The 16,382-nt window shown below is 73.1% G+C and carries 9 protein-coding genes and 1 pseudogene; 3 read left to right on the top strand and 7 right to left on the bottom strand.

All coding sequences use genetic code 11. The features are described 5' to 3' along the window. Positions 1–14: 14 nt before the first annotated feature. The 4 genes from AC3RJ8_RS05195 to AC3RJ8_RS05180 all read right to left on the bottom strand — a co-directional run bounded on the left by AC3RJ8_RS05195 (position 15) and on the right by AC3RJ8_RS05180 (position 5,467). Entirely contained in the window at positions 15–914 is a 900-nt protein-coding gene (locus AC3RJ8_RS05195) for a carbohydrate ABC transporter permease (protein ID WP_489714866.1), read from the bottom strand. Then, positions 911–1,849, bottom strand: coding sequence for a carbohydrate ABC transporter permease (locus tag AC3RJ8_RS05190; RefSeq protein WP_489714865.1), 939 nt, complete (start codon positions 1,847–1,849; stop codon positions 911–913). Before AC3RJ8_RS05190 ends, AC3RJ8_RS05195 begins: the two co-directional genes overlap by 4 nt. Before the next feature lie 72 nt (positions 1,850–1,921). Next, on the bottom strand, positions 1,922–3,244 hold the full coding sequence (locus AC3RJ8_RS05185; RefSeq protein ID WP_489714864.1) for an ABC transporter substrate-binding protein: 1,323 nt from the start codon (positions 3,242–3,244) through the stop codon (positions 1,922–1,924). A 93-nt stretch (positions 3,245–3,337) separates the two neighbouring features. After that, a complete protein-coding gene (locus AC3RJ8_RS05180) occupies positions 3,338–5,467 on the bottom strand; it encodes a beta-galactosidase (protein WP_489714863.1) in 2,130 nt (709 codons plus the stop codon). 127 nt (positions 5,468–5,594) lie between these two features. On the opposite strand from AC3RJ8_RS05180, the gene AC3RJ8_RS05175 reads away from it, so the two are divergent. Beyond that, the gene (locus AC3RJ8_RS05175) at positions 5,595–8,324 is read left to right on the top strand and encodes a glycosyl hydrolase family 95 catalytic domain-containing protein (RefSeq protein WP_489714862.1); all 2,730 of its coding nucleotides are present in this window, start codon (positions 5,595–5,597) and stop codon (positions 8,322–8,324) included. A gap of 3 nt (positions 8,325–8,327) precedes the next feature. Then, positions 8,328–9,323 (top strand): annotated as a pseudogene (locus tag AC3RJ8_RS05170) (LacI family DNA-binding transcriptional regulator); the annotation flags it as partial. A gap of 15 nt (positions 9,324–9,338) precedes the next feature. Here AC3RJ8_RS05170 and AC3RJ8_RS05165 read toward each other — a convergent pair. From AC3RJ8_RS05165 to AC3RJ8_RS05155, 3 genes are all read right to left on the bottom strand, one after another. Continuing rightward, positions 9,339–10,319, bottom strand: a complete 981-nt coding sequence (locus AC3RJ8_RS05165; protein WP_489714861.1) for a carbohydrate ABC transporter permease — start codon at positions 10,317–10,319, stop codon at positions 9,339–9,341. Further along, the gene (locus tag AC3RJ8_RS05160; RefSeq protein WP_489715582.1) at positions 10,316–11,224 is read right to left on the bottom strand and encodes an ABC transporter permease; all 909 of its coding nucleotides are present in this window, start codon (positions 11,222–11,224) and stop codon (positions 10,316–10,318) included. Before AC3RJ8_RS05160 ends, AC3RJ8_RS05165 begins: the two co-directional genes overlap by 4 nt. A gap of 212 nt (positions 11,225–11,436) precedes the next feature. After that, a complete protein-coding gene (locus AC3RJ8_RS05155; protein WP_489714860.1) occupies positions 11,437–13,104 on the bottom strand; it encodes a type 2 periplasmic-binding domain-containing protein in 1,668 nt (555 codons plus the stop codon). 289 nt (positions 13,105–13,393) lie between these two features. Between AC3RJ8_RS05155 and AC3RJ8_RS05150 the strand changes: the two genes are divergently transcribed. Then, positions 13,394–16,351 carry a glycoside hydrolase family 3 C-terminal domain-containing protein gene (locus tag AC3RJ8_RS05150; protein ID WP_489714859.1) on the top strand — a complete coding sequence of 986 codons (2,958 nt, stop codon included), beginning with the start codon at positions 13,394–13,396 and terminating at the stop codon, positions 16,349–16,351. Positions 16,352–16,382 lie beyond the last annotated feature (31 nt).

Genomic DNA, 16,382 nt, shown 5'->3' with positions numbered 1-16,382 from the left:
GGTGCGGGGTGGTCTCACTTGACCGCTCCCGCGGTGACGCCCCGCGTCAGGGTGCGCTGGAAGATCAGGAAGAACACGAGGGCGGGAAGCAGCGAGATGAGCGCGCCGGCGTTCGTCGTCGGGGCGTCCATCATGCGGTCGCCCTGCAGCGACGCCAGGGCGATCGGGATGGTCTGGGTGTCGTTGGTCGTCAGCATCACCAGCGGGATGAAGAACTCGTTCCAGGTCCAGATGAAGAAGAAGATCATCAGGACGCCGAGCGTCGGCCGCACGATGGGGTAGACCACCTGCCACAGGATCCGCCAGCGGCTCGCGCCGTCGAGGGCGGCCGCCTCGAGCAGGGCCGGCGGGAACGTGCCCAGCACGGACGCCAGGAGGTAGGTGCCGAACGCGGACTGGACCACCGTGAAGATGATGATCACCGACCACTGGGAGTTCGTCAGGCCCACCTGCCGGGCCATGTCGAACAGCGGGTAGATCAGCGCCTCCTGCGGCAGCATGTTCGCCAGCAGGAACAGCATCACCACCCACAGCCGCCCCTTGATCCGTCCGATGCCGATCGCGTAGGCGTTGAGCAGGGAGAGCAGGCAGCCCAGCACGGCGACGACGCCGGCGATGAAGAACGAGTTCCACAGCTTGACCGGGAAGTCGACGCGCTGCCAGAAGGTGACGATCCCGTCGAGGTAGAGCTCGCCGGGGATGCTGAGCGGACCGTCCTGGGAGTACTCCGCCGGGGACTTCACGGCGTTGAGGACCATGATGACGAACGGCGCGAGCATCACGAGGGCGACGAGCACCGCGCCGGCGAGCACGAACCAGCGGGCCGGGCCGTGGCGGCCGCGGCCGTCGGGTCGCAGGGTCTGGGTGCCCGACGGCGCGGGCACGGGCGGGGCGGTACGGGCGACGGCGGTCATCGGTGACCGGCCTCCTCTCGGCGCTCGGAACGCGCCTGCAGGGCAAGGATCACCAGGGCCACCGCGATGATGACGACGGTGAGCACGGTCGCGACCGCGGCGCCGTAGCCGACCCGGGACTTGTCGAAGAAGTTCAGGTAGGAGTAGTAGCTCGGCACGAGCGTGGAGCTCTCCGGGCCGCCGCGCGTCAGCACGTAGATCGGACCGAACACCTTGAGGGCGGCGACCGTGGAGGTGAGCGTCACGACGAACGTCTCGGGGCGGATCTGCGGGACCGTGATGGCCCGGAACCGGCGCCACCATCCGGCGCCGTCGAGCTCGGCGGCCTCGTAGAGCTCGGGGTCGACCCGTTGCAGCGCCGCCATGAAGATGACCACGGGATAGCCGATCTGCACCCAGATGAGCACGAGCATCACGCTCGGCAGCGCCGTGGCGGGATCACCGAGCCAGTTCGGCGGGTCCTGGACGCCCAGACCGCGCAGGACGACGTTGAGCGCGCCGGTCTGGGCGTTGAGGATCCAGTTCCACAGCACGCCCGCCACGGCGACCGGGAGGATCTGCGGCAGGTAGTACGTGGCCCGCAGCACCGCGGCGACGCGGCCGCCGAACCGGCGGCCGAGGTAGTCGAAGAGCACGGCGGCCAGGACCAGGCCGATCAGCGTCGGCACGATCACCATCGCCACGATCATCGCCACGGAGTTCTGGAACGACGTCCAGAACGCGGTGTCGCCCCACAGCTCGGCGTAGTTCTCGAGCCCGACCCACTCCAGGGGGGCCAGGCCGCCGGGCCAGTCGAACAGGCTGATGTAGACGTTGGTGACGAGGGGGTACCCGATGATGAGCACGAACCCGACGGCGCCGGGGATCAGGTACGGCAGGTAGGGCAGCCACGCGGGCCGACGGCGGCGCGCGCGCACGGTGGGTGGGGCAGGCATCGGGGCTCCTTCGAAGACGGACGGCCGGGTCCCGGGCCGGCCGCCGGATCGCTCCGGCGGCCGGCCCGGGTCTCAGTCACCGACCAGGTCGGCCTTGCCGTCGACGTAGGCGGACTCGAGCCCGTCGAGGACCTCCTCGGGCGACTTCGACCGGTTGACGAGCGACTGGAGCTGGCTGACGACCACGTCGTAGTAGCCCGGGACGGGCCAGTCCGGGTAGAACGCCAGGCCGTCGTCGTCGAGGATCGCCTGGAAGTTCTCGGTCAGCTCGCGGGTCTTCTCGTCCTCGATGACGGAGGGGTCGCCGGCGACGGGCAGACCTCCGGTCTCGGCGAGCACCTCCTGCACCTCGGGCCGCAGGGTGACGTCGATGAACTCGGCGGCGAGCGACGGGGAGTCGGCGTTGGTCGGCACGACCCAGAGGTTCCCGGACGACCCGGCGTGCAGCGTGTTGCCGGGGAAGTTGAACTGCCCCCACTCGGCGTCCATCTCCTCGACGACGCGGCCGAACCACCAGGAGCCGGAGACCATCATCGGGTAGGTGCCGTTGATGAACGACACGCCCATGTCCTCGGCGGTGAGCGCGGCAGAGTCGTCCGCGACGTACCCGGCCTCGACCCACTCGGCGAGCTGCTCCGTGGCGGCCGTCATCTCGGGGCCGTGGAAGTCGACGTCGCCCTCGAACAGCTGGTACTGGTCCACGAGCTCTCGGTCGCCGTGCGCCAGGACCAGCTGGTACCAGAGCTGGCCGAGCGGGTACTCGGCGCCGGCCTCGGCCAACGGGGTGATCCCCTCGTCGGCGAAGGCGTCCATGACGTCCTCGAGCTCGTCGAGGGTGGTGGGCACCTCGAGCCCGTGGGCGTCGAACATCTCCTGGTTGTAGTAGACGCCGACGAACTCACCGTAGTTCGGCACCCCGTACCACTCGCCGGCACCCATGAGGCCGGACTCGTCGTACCGCGCCGTGGTCGCCAGCGAGCCGGGCAGCGAGTCCGCCCATCCACGCTCCTCGGCGACGTCGGTCAACGGCGTCAGCAACCCCTGCGAGGCGAGCTGCCCGGCGGTCGCGTTGCCCTTGTTGTACTCCATGACGTCGGGCACGTCGTCGCCGGTGAGCACGATCTTGGCGTTCTTCTGGATCTGCTCGAACGTCTGCTTCTCGACCACGACCTCCACGTCCGGGTGCTCCGCGGAGAAGATCTCGATGGCCTCGGCCCAGGCCTGGCCCATCGCCGAGTCGTCGTTCTCGTAGTGCCAGATGGTGAGGGTCTCGTCGTCGGCGTCCTGCCCTCCGGACGGTGCCGCGGCGTCGCCGCCACCACCGACGCAGGCCGTCAGCACCAGAGGCAGGGTCACCAGCGTGGCGATCGTCGAGACGCGGGTACGGTACTTCATCGGTCCTCCTCGTTGAGTCCGGCGGTGGGCCGGCACGCTGTCGAAGCGCTTCGATGAACGAGTATCAGCGAGGCCACTCCTCTCGTCAAGAGGTCACCGCGTGCCGGGGTCGCCCCCGGCCCCTCGCGGCACCAGCACGACGGCGTCCTCGCCGGCGACCGTGACGGTGTCGTCGCAGGTCACACCGGACAACAGATCTTCGGCCGGGCCGTCGAGCGGCACCTCGACCGGCACATCACCATGGTTGAGCACGATGAGGTGCTCGCCCCGGCGAATCGCTTCGACGCCCGGTCGTGCAGAGATCCCCGGGACCCCGGCGACCCCCACCCGGTGGCAGGCGTCGACGAGGACGTCGCGCAGCAGCGGCCCGGGCGGCACCGTGCCGACGTACCACGCCACCCCGGCGCCGGCCGCGTGCCGCGTCACCGCCGGCCGGCCGGCGAGGTGCCCGCTCGAGAACGTCGCCAGGACGCGAGCACCCTCGGCCCGCAACAGCTCACCGAGGATGCTCGCGCGGTGGTCCCCCGCCGGGACGGGTGCGCTCCCGCCCGCGGACGACCGCGGCCACCGGTCGTCGAGATCGAGCCGCACCCCGTCGTCGGGCAGCGGCACCCACTCCTCCCCGCTGACGCCGAGCACGCCGCACAGCAGGGCGGGGAACCGTCCGGTGAGCACGTGCGCGCACTCGTCCACCACCCCGGTGAAGGGCCCGACGACGAGGCTCGCTCCCCGGGCGACGGCCTCGGTGAGGCCCGCGGCCGCGGCGGGCGTCAGCAGGGAGGACTGCGGGACCAGCACGACGTCGTAGGCGGCGAGGCCTGCGCCCGGCCGGACGAGGTCGACGGTGACACCCTCGTCCCAGAGCACCCGGTACCAGGCGCGCAGCTGGTCCAGCGTCCGCAGCCGCCGGGTGGGGACCGCCTGCTCCTCGGCCGCCCACCAGGACTCCCAGTCGAAGAGCATCGCCACCCGCGCCCGTACGCGGCCTCCGACGACGCCGCGCAACCGCCGCAGGTCCGCCCCCACGCGGCGCACGCCGTCGTGCACACGGGTGTCCGGCCCGGCGTGCGGCAGCATCGCCGAGTGGAAGCGCTCGGCGCCCGCCCGTGCGGCACGCCACTGGAAGTAGCAGACCCCGTCGGCGCCGCGAGCCACGGCCTGGAGCGCCTCGAGGCGGGACCGGCCGGGCGACTTGGGCAGGTTGTGCTCGCGCCAGCTCACCGCGCCGACGGCGGCCTCCATCAGCATCCAGGGATCACCGCCCCCGAGGGATCGCATGAGGTCGCAGGTCAGCGCGGCGTCGGCCGGTGCCCGCGGGTCGGCCGGGTCGGGATAGGCGTCGTCCGCGACCACGTCGAGCTCGTCGGCCCAGGACCAGTAGTCGGCCAGCGGGAAGAACCCCATGAGGTTGGTCGTGACCGGCCGGTCGGCGTCGAGTCCGCGGACGACCTCCCGCTGCTCGCGGTAGAGCGCGAGCAACTGGTCGGAGGAGTACCGCCGGAAGTCCAGGGCCTGGGTCGGGTTGACGTGGTACGGCATGCGGCGCGGCGGGAGGATCTCGTCGAAGGCGTCGTAGCGCTGCGACCACACCTGCGTCGCCCAGGCCTCGTTGAGGGCGTCGATCGTGCCGTACCGCCCACGGAGCCAGGCCCGGAACGCCCGGGCCGACTCCTCGCCGAAGCAGACCTGGCCGAGCTCGTTGCCGACGTGCCACATCCGCACGGCGGGGTGGCCGGCATACCGGGCGACGAGGTCGCGGGTGATCGCGAGCGCCGCCTCGCGATAGACCCGGGACGCCGGGCTGAACTGGTTGCGTGACCCCGCCACGAGGCGCACGCCGTCGGCGTCGACCGGCAGCGTCTCAGGATGGAGCACACCCAGCCAGGGCGGCGGTGAGGCCGTGGGGGTCGCCAGGTCGACGGCGATGCCGGCGCCGTGCAGCAGGTCGAGCACCTCGTCGAGCCACCCGAAGTCACGCACCCCGGGACGCGGTTCGTAGCGCGCCCACGAGAAGACGCCCACCGTGACCAGGTTGACGCCCGCCGCGGCCATGAGCCGGGCGTCCTCGCACCACGTCTCGCGGTCCCACTGCTCCGGGTTGTAGTCGCCGCCGTAGAGGATGCCGAGGTCCGCGGTCAGGGCGGCGAACCGGTCGCGCGTCCCCGTGCCGCCGGCCGCGGCGTGCGGCCCGGCCCGTCCGGCAGCGTCGTCCTGGTGCGGCATCCTCGCCCTCCTGATCCTCCGGCGCCTCGCTGCGCCGGTCGTGACACTCGGCCCCGGTCGCGACCCGCTCCCGAGCGCTCGGGTGCGGGGCGGCTGTCGAAGCGTTTCAACACGCTAGCCTGTGCTCATGCCCACCGTCCAGGGGTTCACCGGTCCCACGGCCCGCGTCCGGCAGCACGGCACCGACACCGGGCCTCCGGCCGAGGAACCTCCTGCCACCAGGACCGACGGCGGTGCTCCGACGTCGGCGGCCGACGCGGCGCTGCACACCCTCCGGTACCGGCATCCTGCGGACGACTGGATCGAAGCGCTTCCGGTCGGCAACGGTCATCGTGGCGCGTTGTGCGCCGGACGGCCGGGGACCGAGCACCTCTGGCTCAACGACGCCACCGCCTGGTCGGGAACCCCGGGGCGCGACCCCCTCGCCGGCGTCGCCGCGCACGGGCCGGAGCACCTCGCCGCCATCCGTGCGGCGCTCGACCGCGGTGACGGCCGTCGCGCCGAGAAGCTGCTCGCCTCGATGCAGAGCCCGTGGGTCCAGGCGTACCTGCCGCTGGCCTCGGCGGACGTCACCGTGCGTCCCGCCGGTCCCGGCACGACGCCGAGCGGCGCCCCGGCCCCGGCCCCGGAGGAACCTGCCGACGCACCGCGGCTGGTGCACCGTGCGCTCGACCTGCGCACCGCGGTCGCCACGCACACGTGGACCTCGGCCGCCACCGGCACCGTCGTCCAGGAGACGTGGGCGGACGCCGCGGACCCGGACGGCGGACCGCTGGTGCACACCGTGCACGCCGAGCAGCCCGTGGCCCTCCGGGTCGCGCTCACGAGCCTGCTGCGAGCGGCCGACGGCGCACCGCGCGCCGACGACGCGCCCGCCGGACCGCCGTCGGGCGCCCCGAGCGCCCTGCACCGCACCTGGCACCTCCCGGTCGACGTGGCCCCGGGCCACGAGGACGTCCCCCGGCCCGTGCGCTACGACCCCCGGACGGGCCGCCGCGGCCACGTCACCGTCACGGCTCTCGACGACCCCGACGCCACCGTCGCCCACGGCACCCTGCACACCTCCCCCCGCCACCACCACACCCTGCTCATCCACACGAGCACGACGCCCTCCGTCACCGCACCGAACCGGGCGGACGAGGGCGGGGCGCCCGGCCGTCAACCCCGAAGTGGAGGGCGCCCCGCGCCCGTGAACGCGGCTGGGCGCCCGGTCCTCGTCCGCTCGGCCGTCACCGGCCTGCACGCAGACCGCGCGGACCGCGCGGACCGCGCGGAGCACGTCCGAGCCCACGCCGCGCTCTACGCCCCGTTCCACCTGGACCTCCCCAGCGCGACCGGCGCCGAGACCCTCCCCACCGACCAGCGCGTCGCCGCGGCCGTCGAGCGTCCCGACCCCGGGCTCGCGGCGCTCGCGGTCCACTACGGTCGGTACCTGCTCCTGTCGTCGTCGCGCCCCGGCGGCCCGCCAGCCACGCTGCAGGGGATGTGGAACACCGAGCTCCCCGGCCCGTGGTCCAGCGCGTACACGCTCAACATCAACCTGCAGATGGCGTACTGGCCGGCCGAGGTCACCGGTCTCGCGACGTGTCACGAGCCTCTGCTGCGGTTCGTCCGGGAGCTCGCCGACGGGCCCGGTGCCGCCGTGGCGCACGGCCTCTACGGCGCCGAGGGCTGGGTGGCGCACCACAACTCGGACCTGTGGGGGCACGCGGCGCCGGTCGGCGCCGGGCACGGCGACGCGTCGTGGGCGGCCTGGCCGTGGGGCGGGGTCTGGCTCGCCCACCACCTGTGGGAGCACCACCGGTTCGGCGGCGACCGGACGTTCCTGCGGGAGTCGGCGTGGCCCGTCCTGGCCGGCGCCGCACGCTTCGTCCTGGACTGGGTGCGCACCGGGACGACGCCGGAGGGCTCGCTGGGCGCCTGGACCTCACCGTCCACCTCCCCCGAGAACACGTTCGTCGCCGACGACGGCGCACCGGCCGCCGTGACGACGTCGGCCACCATGGACGTCGCCCTGGTGCGGTGGCTCGCACGCACCTGCCGGGAGGCGGCCGTCGAGCTGGCGCTCGACCGCGGCGGCGACGGCGCCCGGGGCCAGGACGCCGGCGACGACGAGCCGTGGCTCGCGCGGTTGGAGGCGGTCGCCGCGGCCCTGCCCGCCCCCCGGGTCGACCGTCGCGGTGCGCTCGCCGAGTGGGCGACCGACCTTCCCGAGGCCGAGCCGGAGCACCGGCACCTGTCGCACCTGGTCGGGCTGTTCCCGCTCGGGACGCTCGACCCGACGACGACGCCGGAGCTCGCCGCGGCCGCCGGCCGCAGCCTCGATCTGCGCGGCCCGGAGTCGACGGGCTGGTCGCTGGCGTGGCGGATCGCTCTGTGGGCCCGGCTCGGCGCGGCCGGGCGCGCCCACGACCAGGTGCTCCTGGCCCTGCGCCCCGCCCTCGGCGACGGGCCCGGGCCGCGCGGCGGGCACCGCGGCGGGCTCTACCCGAACCTGCTCAGCGCCCATCCGCCCTATCAGATGGACGGCAACTGCGGCCTGACGGCCGGTGTCGTCGAGATGCTCCTGCAGTCGCACCGCAGCGTGGACGGGCTGGTCCGTCTCGACCTGCTCCCGGCGCTGCCGGACGCCTGGCCCGACGGGTCCGTCGAGGGTCTGCGAGCCCGCGGTGGGATCCGGGTCGGCCTGTCCTGGCGGGACGGTCGCCTCACCGGGGCCACGCTGCGGGCCGCGAGCGCCACCGCCGTCGTCGTCCGCACGGGTGAACTCACCCTGTCGGGTCCGGTCCACCTGCCGCCGGGCGTTACGGTTTCCCTCACCGAGGGTGCCGTGCCGTACCCCACCACGAGGAGCTGAGGAATGGCCACGATCGAGGACGTCGCCCACGCGGCCGGGGTGTCGGCGTCGACGGTGTCGTACGTGCTGTCGGGCAAGCGGTCCATCAGCCCGCCCACACGACGCCGTGTGGAGCAGGCGATCGCGGACCTCGGGTACCGCCCGCACATGGGGGCTCGGGCGCTCGCCTCGAACCGGACGAACGTCATCGGACTCATGGCCCCGCTGCGGGCCGGCGTCGACGTGTCGGTGATCATGCAGTTCGTGACCGGTGTGGTGACGCGGGCGCGCGGGTTCGAGCACGACGTGCTGCTGCTGACGCAGGACGACGTCGGTGGCCTGGAGCGCGTGGCGGCGGGCTCGATGGTCGACGCCATCGTGGTGATGGACGTCGAGGCGGACGACCCGCGCATCCCGGTGCTCGGCTCGCTGCGCCAGCCCACGGTGCTCATCGGCCTGCCCCGGGACGCGGGCGGGCTGAGCTGTGTGGACCTCGACTTCGAGGCGGTCGGCGCCGTGGGTGCCCGCCACCTGGCGGGGACGGGCCACCACGACGTCGCGCTCCTCGGCTCGCCGCCGGAGGTCATGGACCGCCACACCTCCTACGCCGACCGGGTGGTGCGGGGCTTCACCGCGACGGCGGGCGCCCGCGGCCTCGACGCCACGGTCGAGCCGTGCGAGCCGACCCTGGCGGGCGCCCAGCGTGCCGTCGACGCCGTGCTCGACCGCGCGCCGGGCACCACGGGGCTGCTGGTGCACAACGAACGCGCCCTGCCGCACGTGCTGGCCCACCTGCGCGAGCGGGGACGCGTCGTCGGCGACGACACGTCGGTGATCGCCGTCTGCCCGGAGGACGTCGCCCTCGCGCAGGCGCTGCCGATGACGAGCATCGACATCCCGGCCGCGATGATCGGTTCCGTGGCCGTCGAGATGGTCATGGCACGGCTGCAGGGCGAGCAGCCGGCCGAGACGCGGCTGCTCGCCCCGGTGCTCACCGAGCGGGCCAGCGGGGCACCCGGCCGGCGGCACCCGCGCTCACCCCTTGATGGCGCCGAAGATGACGCCCTTCGTGAAGTGCCGCTGCACGAAGGGGTAGATGAGCAGGATCGGCACGACGGCGAGCACCAGCACGGCCATCTTCACTGGCAGGCCGGTCACGGCCCCGGTGGCGACGTCCACCTGCCCGACGCCGGAGCCCGGCAGCGTGGCACCCTGCAGCACGTAGGACCGCAGGACGAGCTGCAGCGGCCACTTCGCGTTGTCGTTGATGTAGAGCATCGCGTTGAAGAAGGCGTTCCAGTAGCCGACGCCGTAGAACAGCGCGACGACGGCGATCGCGGCCTTCGACATGGGCGCGACGATCTGGAACAGCACCCGCCAGTCCCCCGCGCCGTCGATCCGGGCGGCGTCGGTGATCGCCGGGTCGATCCCCATGAAGAACGACCGCAGGATCAGCACGTTGAACGCCGAGACGGCCGTGGGCAGGATCAGCGCCCAGTAGGAGTCGATGAGCCCGAGCGCGGAGACGAGCAGGTACGTCGGGATCATGCCCGCACCGAAGAACATCGTGATGAGCAGGACGAACAGCAGCGGACGGTGGCCGAACGACCCGGGGCGCGACAGCCCGAAGGCCGCCAGCACGGAGACCACCGTGGACAGCAGCGTGCCCACGGCGGTGATCGCGATGGACACCACGGCCGCCCGGGTCACGATGCCGCCGGACAGGATCTGCTCGTAGGCGCTCAGCGAGATCGCCCCGGGCACGGTGACCAGTCCTCCGGACCGGGTGACGTCCGGCTGGGTGGAGAGGCTGGTCAGCACGATGGTGTAGAGGGGAAAGGCGACGGCCAGCACGATGAACGCCAGCAGGACCACCTTGCCGGTGAACCCGAGCGGGCCGGGCGCCTCCTCCCACACGGGGCGGTGCTTCGACCGCCGACGTCGGCGCACCGCCGTCGGACGGGTCGTCGAGCCCCGCGTGGTCGTGGGCTGGTTCGTGCGTGTCTGGATGGTCATGCGCGCTGATACACCCCCGCCTCGCCGAACACGTGGGCGAGCTTGTTGGCGCCGAGGACGAGCACGAGCGAGACGATGCCCTTGAGGAGCCCGGCCGCCGCGGCGAAGGACCAGTCGCCGTTGACGACGCCCTGGTAGTAGACGAACGTGTCGAGGACCTCCGCCGCCTCGACGCCGACGGCACCCCGCTGCAGGATGAGCTGCTCGAACCCGACCGTCAGGGCGTCACCGAGACGCAGGATGAGCAGCAGGATGATGACGGGCCGCAGCGCGGGCAGCGTGATGTGCCAGATGCGCCGCCACCGGTTGGCCCCGTCGACGACCGACGCCTCGTAGAGCGCCGGGTCGACGGTGGACAGCGCCGCGAGGAAGATGATCATCCCCCAGCCGGCGTCCTTCCAGACGCTCTGCATCGTGATGAGGGCGAGGAACGTGTCCGGGTCCGTCATCAGGTCGAAGCCGTCGAACCCCAGGTCGGCGAGGCGCTGGGCGACGAATCCCGCTCCCCCGAAGATCTGCTGGAAGACGGTCACCACGATCACCCACGAGAAGAAGTGCGGCAGGTAGACGATCGACTGGATCGTCGTGCGCACGCGGGGCGTCATCACGCTGTTGAGCAGCAGCGCCATGGCGATCGGCACCGGGAAGAAGAACACGAGCTGGAAGGCGGTGATCAGCAACGTGTTGCCCACCGCGTGCCAGAAGGCGTCGTTGGTGAACAGGCGCTCGAAGTTGTACCAGCCGACCCACTGACTGTCGGCGATCCCGACGAACGGCGAGTAGTCCTGCCAGGCGACGACGTTCCCCGCGATGGGGACGTAGGCGAAGACGGCCAGCAGCAGGACCGCCGGCATCGTCATGATGATCAGCGACCGGTCGCGGGCGAACCGGGTGCGCCACGACACCTTCCGCCGGACCGGCGGGGCCGTACCGGTGGTCGCGGCGTGGTCGTCGCCGCCGGAGTGGTCGTCGCCGCCGGAGCCGCTCCGGGTGGGGTCGTCCGGGAGCGCGGCGGCGACTGCTCGGGTCCCCGCGCTCGCCGTGGCCGAGGCGGCCACCGCGAGCGCGGGTTCGTCCGCGGTCCCCCGTCCGCGGACCTCCTGGGGAGAGCCGTCCGTCACTGCTCGTCCAGGATGTCCTGGTAGAACTGCCGCAGCTCGTCACCGCCGGAGGTGCGCCAGGTGTCGACCGCCTCGTCCAGGTCGGCCATGGACTTGCGCCCGCGCGCGATGTCCTTCTCCAGGTCGGGGAAGGGTGCGTCCAGCGCGGCGAACCGGCTGGGCTCGCTGATCTGCATGCCGTAGAACAGCGGGTCGGCGAGGTACTGGGCCGCGTCCGCCATCCACGTGCAGTAGTCCTCGACGAACCCGGGGTACTGCACCTTGGTGTTCACCACGGGCGGGTCGACGAGGAACGTGTAGGTGGGCTGCAGCTCGGTGGCTGCCAGGTCGGTCGGCACGGGGAGCCCGTCGCCGTCGGTCTCGTAGTGCACCCCTTCGACGCCGAAGTTCACCAGGTGGTACTCCTGGGTGCCGAAGGGCGCCGCGAGGAAGTCGGCGACGGCGAGGAGCTCCTCGATCTTGGCCGGGTCCTCGTTCTTCTTGAGGAACGAGAAGATGTTGGCCGGGGCGCCCTTGTAGAGCACCGGGGTGCCGCCGTCGGCGGCGATCGGGGCGAAGGCCTGCTGGTCGTAGTCCGGGTTGTCCCGGAGCTGGCGCGAGAGCGCCTCGTGCCAGCCGCCCACGCCGTCGGTCGCGATGAGGGATTCGCCCGTCTCGAAGCGCTGCTTGGACTCCTCGGTCTTGTCGGCGACCGCGGCCGGGTGGACGGCGCCGGACGCGTAGAGCTCGATCTGCCACTCGAGGGCGGCCCGGTACTGCTCGGTCTCGATGCGGTGCACCAGGTTGCCGGCGTCGTCCTGGGTCCACTTCTCGGGGACCGCGAACATCATCGTCGCGGCGGTCCACATGTCCTCGCAGCCCCAGCGCTGCGCGGAGGAGTCGGTCACCTCGACGGCCAGGTCCAGCAGCTCCTGGGCGGAGGTCGGCTGCTCGGTGATGCCGAGCCCGTCGAGGAGGTCCTTGCGGTAGAAGACCGCGTTGTTGATGACCTCCCCGGGGAACGGCAGGGCGTAGAGCTGGTCCTGGAAGACGCAGAACTTCCAGACGTCGGTGGGGATGTTGGCCAGGTTCTTGTACTTCTCGACCTTGTCGCCGGCGAGGTACGGGGTGAGGTCCTCGAACAGCCCCTGGACCGCCTCGGTGAACCGTGGCGGCACGTTCCAGGTCGGGATGCTGACCCAGTCCGGCACGTCGTCGGCGGACGCGAGGACCGCGGCGAGCTTGTCGCCGTAGGTGTTGCCGTCGGAGATCTGGAAGCGGAGCGTCGAGCCCAGCGCCCCGTTGACGGCGTCGTAGTACTGGTTGCCCTCGGTCGGAGGGATGGTGCCCCACAGCGGTGTCATCGCGGTGAAGGTGCTTCCCGCACCGGGCGGCCCGGAGAAGGCCTTCACGAGGTCGGCCGGGATCGAGGCGTACCCGGCCGTCGAGCCGTTGACGCTCGGGAAGTCCGGGGCGATGTACTCGATGGGGACGTAGTTGGGCAGGACGCCGGCCGTCACCGATCCCCCGCCGCCGGCCGACCCGACGGGTCCGCCGCCGCTGCTGCAGGCGGCGAGCAGCGAGGGCGAGCCGATCGCCGCGGCACCGAGTCCCATCAGGCCGAGGAACCCTCGGCGGCCGACCCTGGCACGGGCCGGCGTGTTTCCGGGAGACTTCGTCGTCATGCGGACACTCCTTCGTGGACACCACGGCACCCGGTGGCACCGTGCAGACAACTGCTCTGCGATTCTCCGTCGAAGCGCTTCGATGTGGGAGCGTATCCATCTCCGAGCGTCCTGACAACACCTCCGAGGCAGTCGTCGCGAGCGCGTCCGGGCTCATCGGTCACCGTTCAGGTACCGCCGGTGGACCCGACCTCGCGCTGCCGACGGCCGTGGCGTAGTCTCGGGCCTCGCGCACCGCTGCCCCTCTCTAGTCGAACCGTTTCGACCGTTTGGAAAGGATCACGACGCCGTGACCCCCCTCTTCCGCGACCCCTCGTCACCGCTGCGCGAGCGCGCGCTCGACCTGCTGGGCCGCCTCGACCGTGCCGAGCGGCTCGCCCTGCTCCACCAGGTCTCCCCCGGTGTCGGACACCTCGGCCTCGCGCCCTTCCGCACGGGCACCGAGGGGCTGCACGGGGTGGCCTGGCTCGGGACGGCGACCGTGTTCCCCCAGCCGGTCGGCCTCGCCGCCACCTGGGACACCGGGCTGCTGCGGCGGGTCGGCGACGCCGTCGCGACAGAGGTCCGCGCCAAGCACGCCGCCGACCCCGCCGTCAGCCTCAACGTCTGGGCACCGGTCGTCAACCCGCTGCGCCACCCCCGGTGGGGACGCACCGAGGAGGGGTGGTCCGAGGACCCCCACCTGACCGCCCACCTCGCCGGCGCCTTCGCGGCCGGGCTGCGCGGCGACCATCCGCGCGTCTGGAAGACCGTGCCCACGCTCAAGCACTTCCTCGGCTACGGCCACGAGACCGACCGGGCCGTCACCAGCTCCCACCTGACGCTGCGCACGCTGCACGAGCACGAGCTCCCCGCCTACCGCGGTCCCGTCGAGGCAGGCGTCGTCGGCGCCGTCATGCCCGCCTACAACCTCGTGGACGGACGCCCCTGCCACGTCTCCGGCGAGCTTCTCGACGCGCTGCGCGGCTGGTCGGACACGTCGCTCGAGGGCTCGCTGGCCGTGGTCTCCGACGCCGCCGCACCGACGAACCTCGTGACCGGCGAACGCTACTTCCCCGACCACGTGACGTCGCACGCCGCCGCGCTGCGGGCCGGCATCGACTCCTTCACCGACAACGACGCCGACGCGGGACCCACCGTCGAACGCCTCACGACCGCCCTGGCCCGGGGGCTGATCGACGAGGCCGACGTCGACCGAGCCGTGCTGCGACTGCTCGAGCTGCGCCTGCGGACCGGCGAGATGGACGGCGACGCCGACCCGTACGCGGAGATCGGCACGGACCAGCTCGACCGTCCCGAGCACCGTGCCCTGGCCCGCGAGGCCGCCGCTCGCTCCGTCGTCGTGCTGCGCAACACCGGCCCCCTGCCGCTCGGCGGCGAGACCGCCCCCGCCCGTGTCGCCGTCGTCGGGCCGCTCGCGGACCGGGTCCTCACCGACTGGTACTCCGGCACCCCGCCGTACGCCGTCGACCTCGCCGCCGCGCTGCGCGAGCGATGGCCCGAGGCCACGTTGACCGTCGCCACCGGCGCCGACGTCGTGGCCCTGCGCTCCACCACGGCGCACGCCTACCTGGCCGTGGCCGAGGACGGCGACCCCGTCCTGGTCGCCTCCGCACCGGACGTCTCCGACGCGACACACCTCGAGGTGACCGACTGGGGCGACGGGCTGCTGACCCTGCGCGCCCGGGCGAACGGCCGACTGCTCACCGGCGCCGACTGGATGGTGCGGGCCGCGGCGACGCGGGTCGGCGGGTGGATCGCCCAGGAGAGCTTCCGTCGTCACCACCACACGGACGGCACCTGGTCGCTCCAGCACGTCGGCTCGGGGCGGTGGCTGCGCGTCCAGCACGGCTCCGGCGTCCTCGTCGCCGAGGCGCTCTCCCCCGACAGCGCGGAGCGGTTCTCGTGGCGCACGGTCCGGTCCGGCCACGCCGACGTCGCCGCGGCCGCCGCCCGTGCCGACGCCGTGGTCGTCGCGGTCGGCAACGACCCGCACCTGGCCGGACGCGAGACCGAGGACCGCCCGCACCTGCGGCTGCCCGAGGCCGCCCTGGAGGTGTGGCGCACCGCTCGCTCCGCGCACGACGACGCCGTGCTGGTGCTCGTCTCGAGCTACCCGTACGTGCTGGGTCCAGAGACCGACGACGCCCGCGCCGTGGTGTGGTCGTCCCACGGGGGCCAAGAGCTCGGCCACGGTCTCGTCGACGTCCTGACGGGTGACACCGAGCCCACCGGTCGGCTCGCCCAGAGCTGGCCCGCCGCCGAGGACGACCCCGGCGACCTGCTCGACCACGACCTCGCCGCCCAGCGCGCCACGTACCGCTACGCCGACGCCGAGCCGGCGTTCGCTCTCGGGCACGGACTGACGTACTCCACGGTCGAGTACACCGGGCTCCGGCTCGACCGCGCCGACCTGTCCGCCCCGGAGCCGACCCGTGCGCACCCCGCCTACGGGGCGACGACGTCCGGCCCCGACCGCACCGTCCGGGCGGGGGTCACCGTGCGCAACACCGGTCCGCGCCCCGCGCACGAGCTCGTCCAGCTCTACGCGCTCCCCGGTGACCACCCGGTCGCGGCGCCCCGCCGGCTACTGATCGCCCACGAGCGGGTGGTGCTCGCGCCCGGCGAGCAGCGCGAGGTCGAGCTGGTCGCGGACGTCGCCCGCCTCGCCGTGTGGGACGTCGCCGCACGGGTACCGGGCGGGCCGGACGACTGGGTGCACACGGGCGGGCTGCGGGTGCAGCCCGGCCCGTACGCGGTGGCGGCGGGACCGTCGGCCACGGAGCTGCCCGTGCGCGGCCTCCTGCACGTCGACGGGCCGGGGGCACGGGTACGCCGGCTCGCCGACGAGCCCCTCGCCGGCCACGCCTTCCACGTGGCCCGCGGCGCCGTCGTCGGTGACCTCACCCGGGCGGGCGGCGCCTGTGCCGAGACTCCCGCCGGTGCCGCGACGGCCGGCGCCGTCCGGTACGACGGCGTGGACCTCGACGGGTGCACCACGGTGCGGCTCCGTCTGGCCGCCGCGCGCACCGTCCACGGACCGGTGACGCTGGGCTGGCGCCCGGCCGGCGACACCGACGTACCCTGGCGACCGCTCGGGTCGGCGCGGGCACCGGCCTCCTCGGGCCCCGACGCCCGCTACGCGTGGCGCGACGCCTCCGTCGTGCTCGACGACGTGCCGACCGGCCCCGTCGACCTCCGCGTCACCCTGCCGCCGGGAGCCCGGCTGGCCGGTATCGGCGGCTGAGCCCCGGGCTGCCGGCGCGGTCGTCGGACGA

The organism is Isoptericola sp. MSGPD8_1_ISO-PGPR-S23-394 (assembly GCF_058072785.1).
This window is presented reverse-complemented; position numbering and strand designations above follow the sequence as displayed.

What these genes read in the sequence shown, in the direction of transcription:
- AC3RJ8_RS05195 (WP_489714866.1), bottom strand. Translation starts at nt 914, where the DNA reads ATGACCGCCGTCGCCCGTACCGCCCCGCCCGTGCCCGCGCCGTCGGGC.
- AC3RJ8_RS05190 (WP_489714865.1), bottom strand. Translation starts at nt 1,849, where the DNA reads ATGCCTGCCCCACCCACCGTGCGCGCGCGCCGCCGTCGGCCCGCGTGG.
- AC3RJ8_RS05185 (WP_489714864.1), bottom strand. Translation starts at nt 3,244, where the DNA reads ATGAAGTACCGTACCCGCGTCTCGACGATCGCCACGCTGGTGACCCTG.
- AC3RJ8_RS05180 (WP_489714863.1), bottom strand. Translation starts at nt 5,467, where the DNA reads ATGCCGCACCAGGACGACGCTGCCGGACGGGCCGGGCCGCACGCCGCG.
- AC3RJ8_RS05175 (WP_489714862.1), top strand. Translation starts at nt 5,595, where the DNA reads ATGCCCACCGTCCAGGGGTTCACCGGTCCCACGGCCCGCGTCCGGCAG.
- AC3RJ8_RS05165 (WP_489714861.1), bottom strand. Translation starts at nt 10,319, where the DNA reads ATGACCATCCAGACACGCACGAACCAGCCCACGACCACGCGGGGCTCG.
- AC3RJ8_RS05155 (WP_489714860.1), bottom strand. Translation starts at nt 13,104, where the DNA reads ATGACGACGAAGTCTCCCGGAAACACGCCGGCCCGTGCCAGGGTCGGC.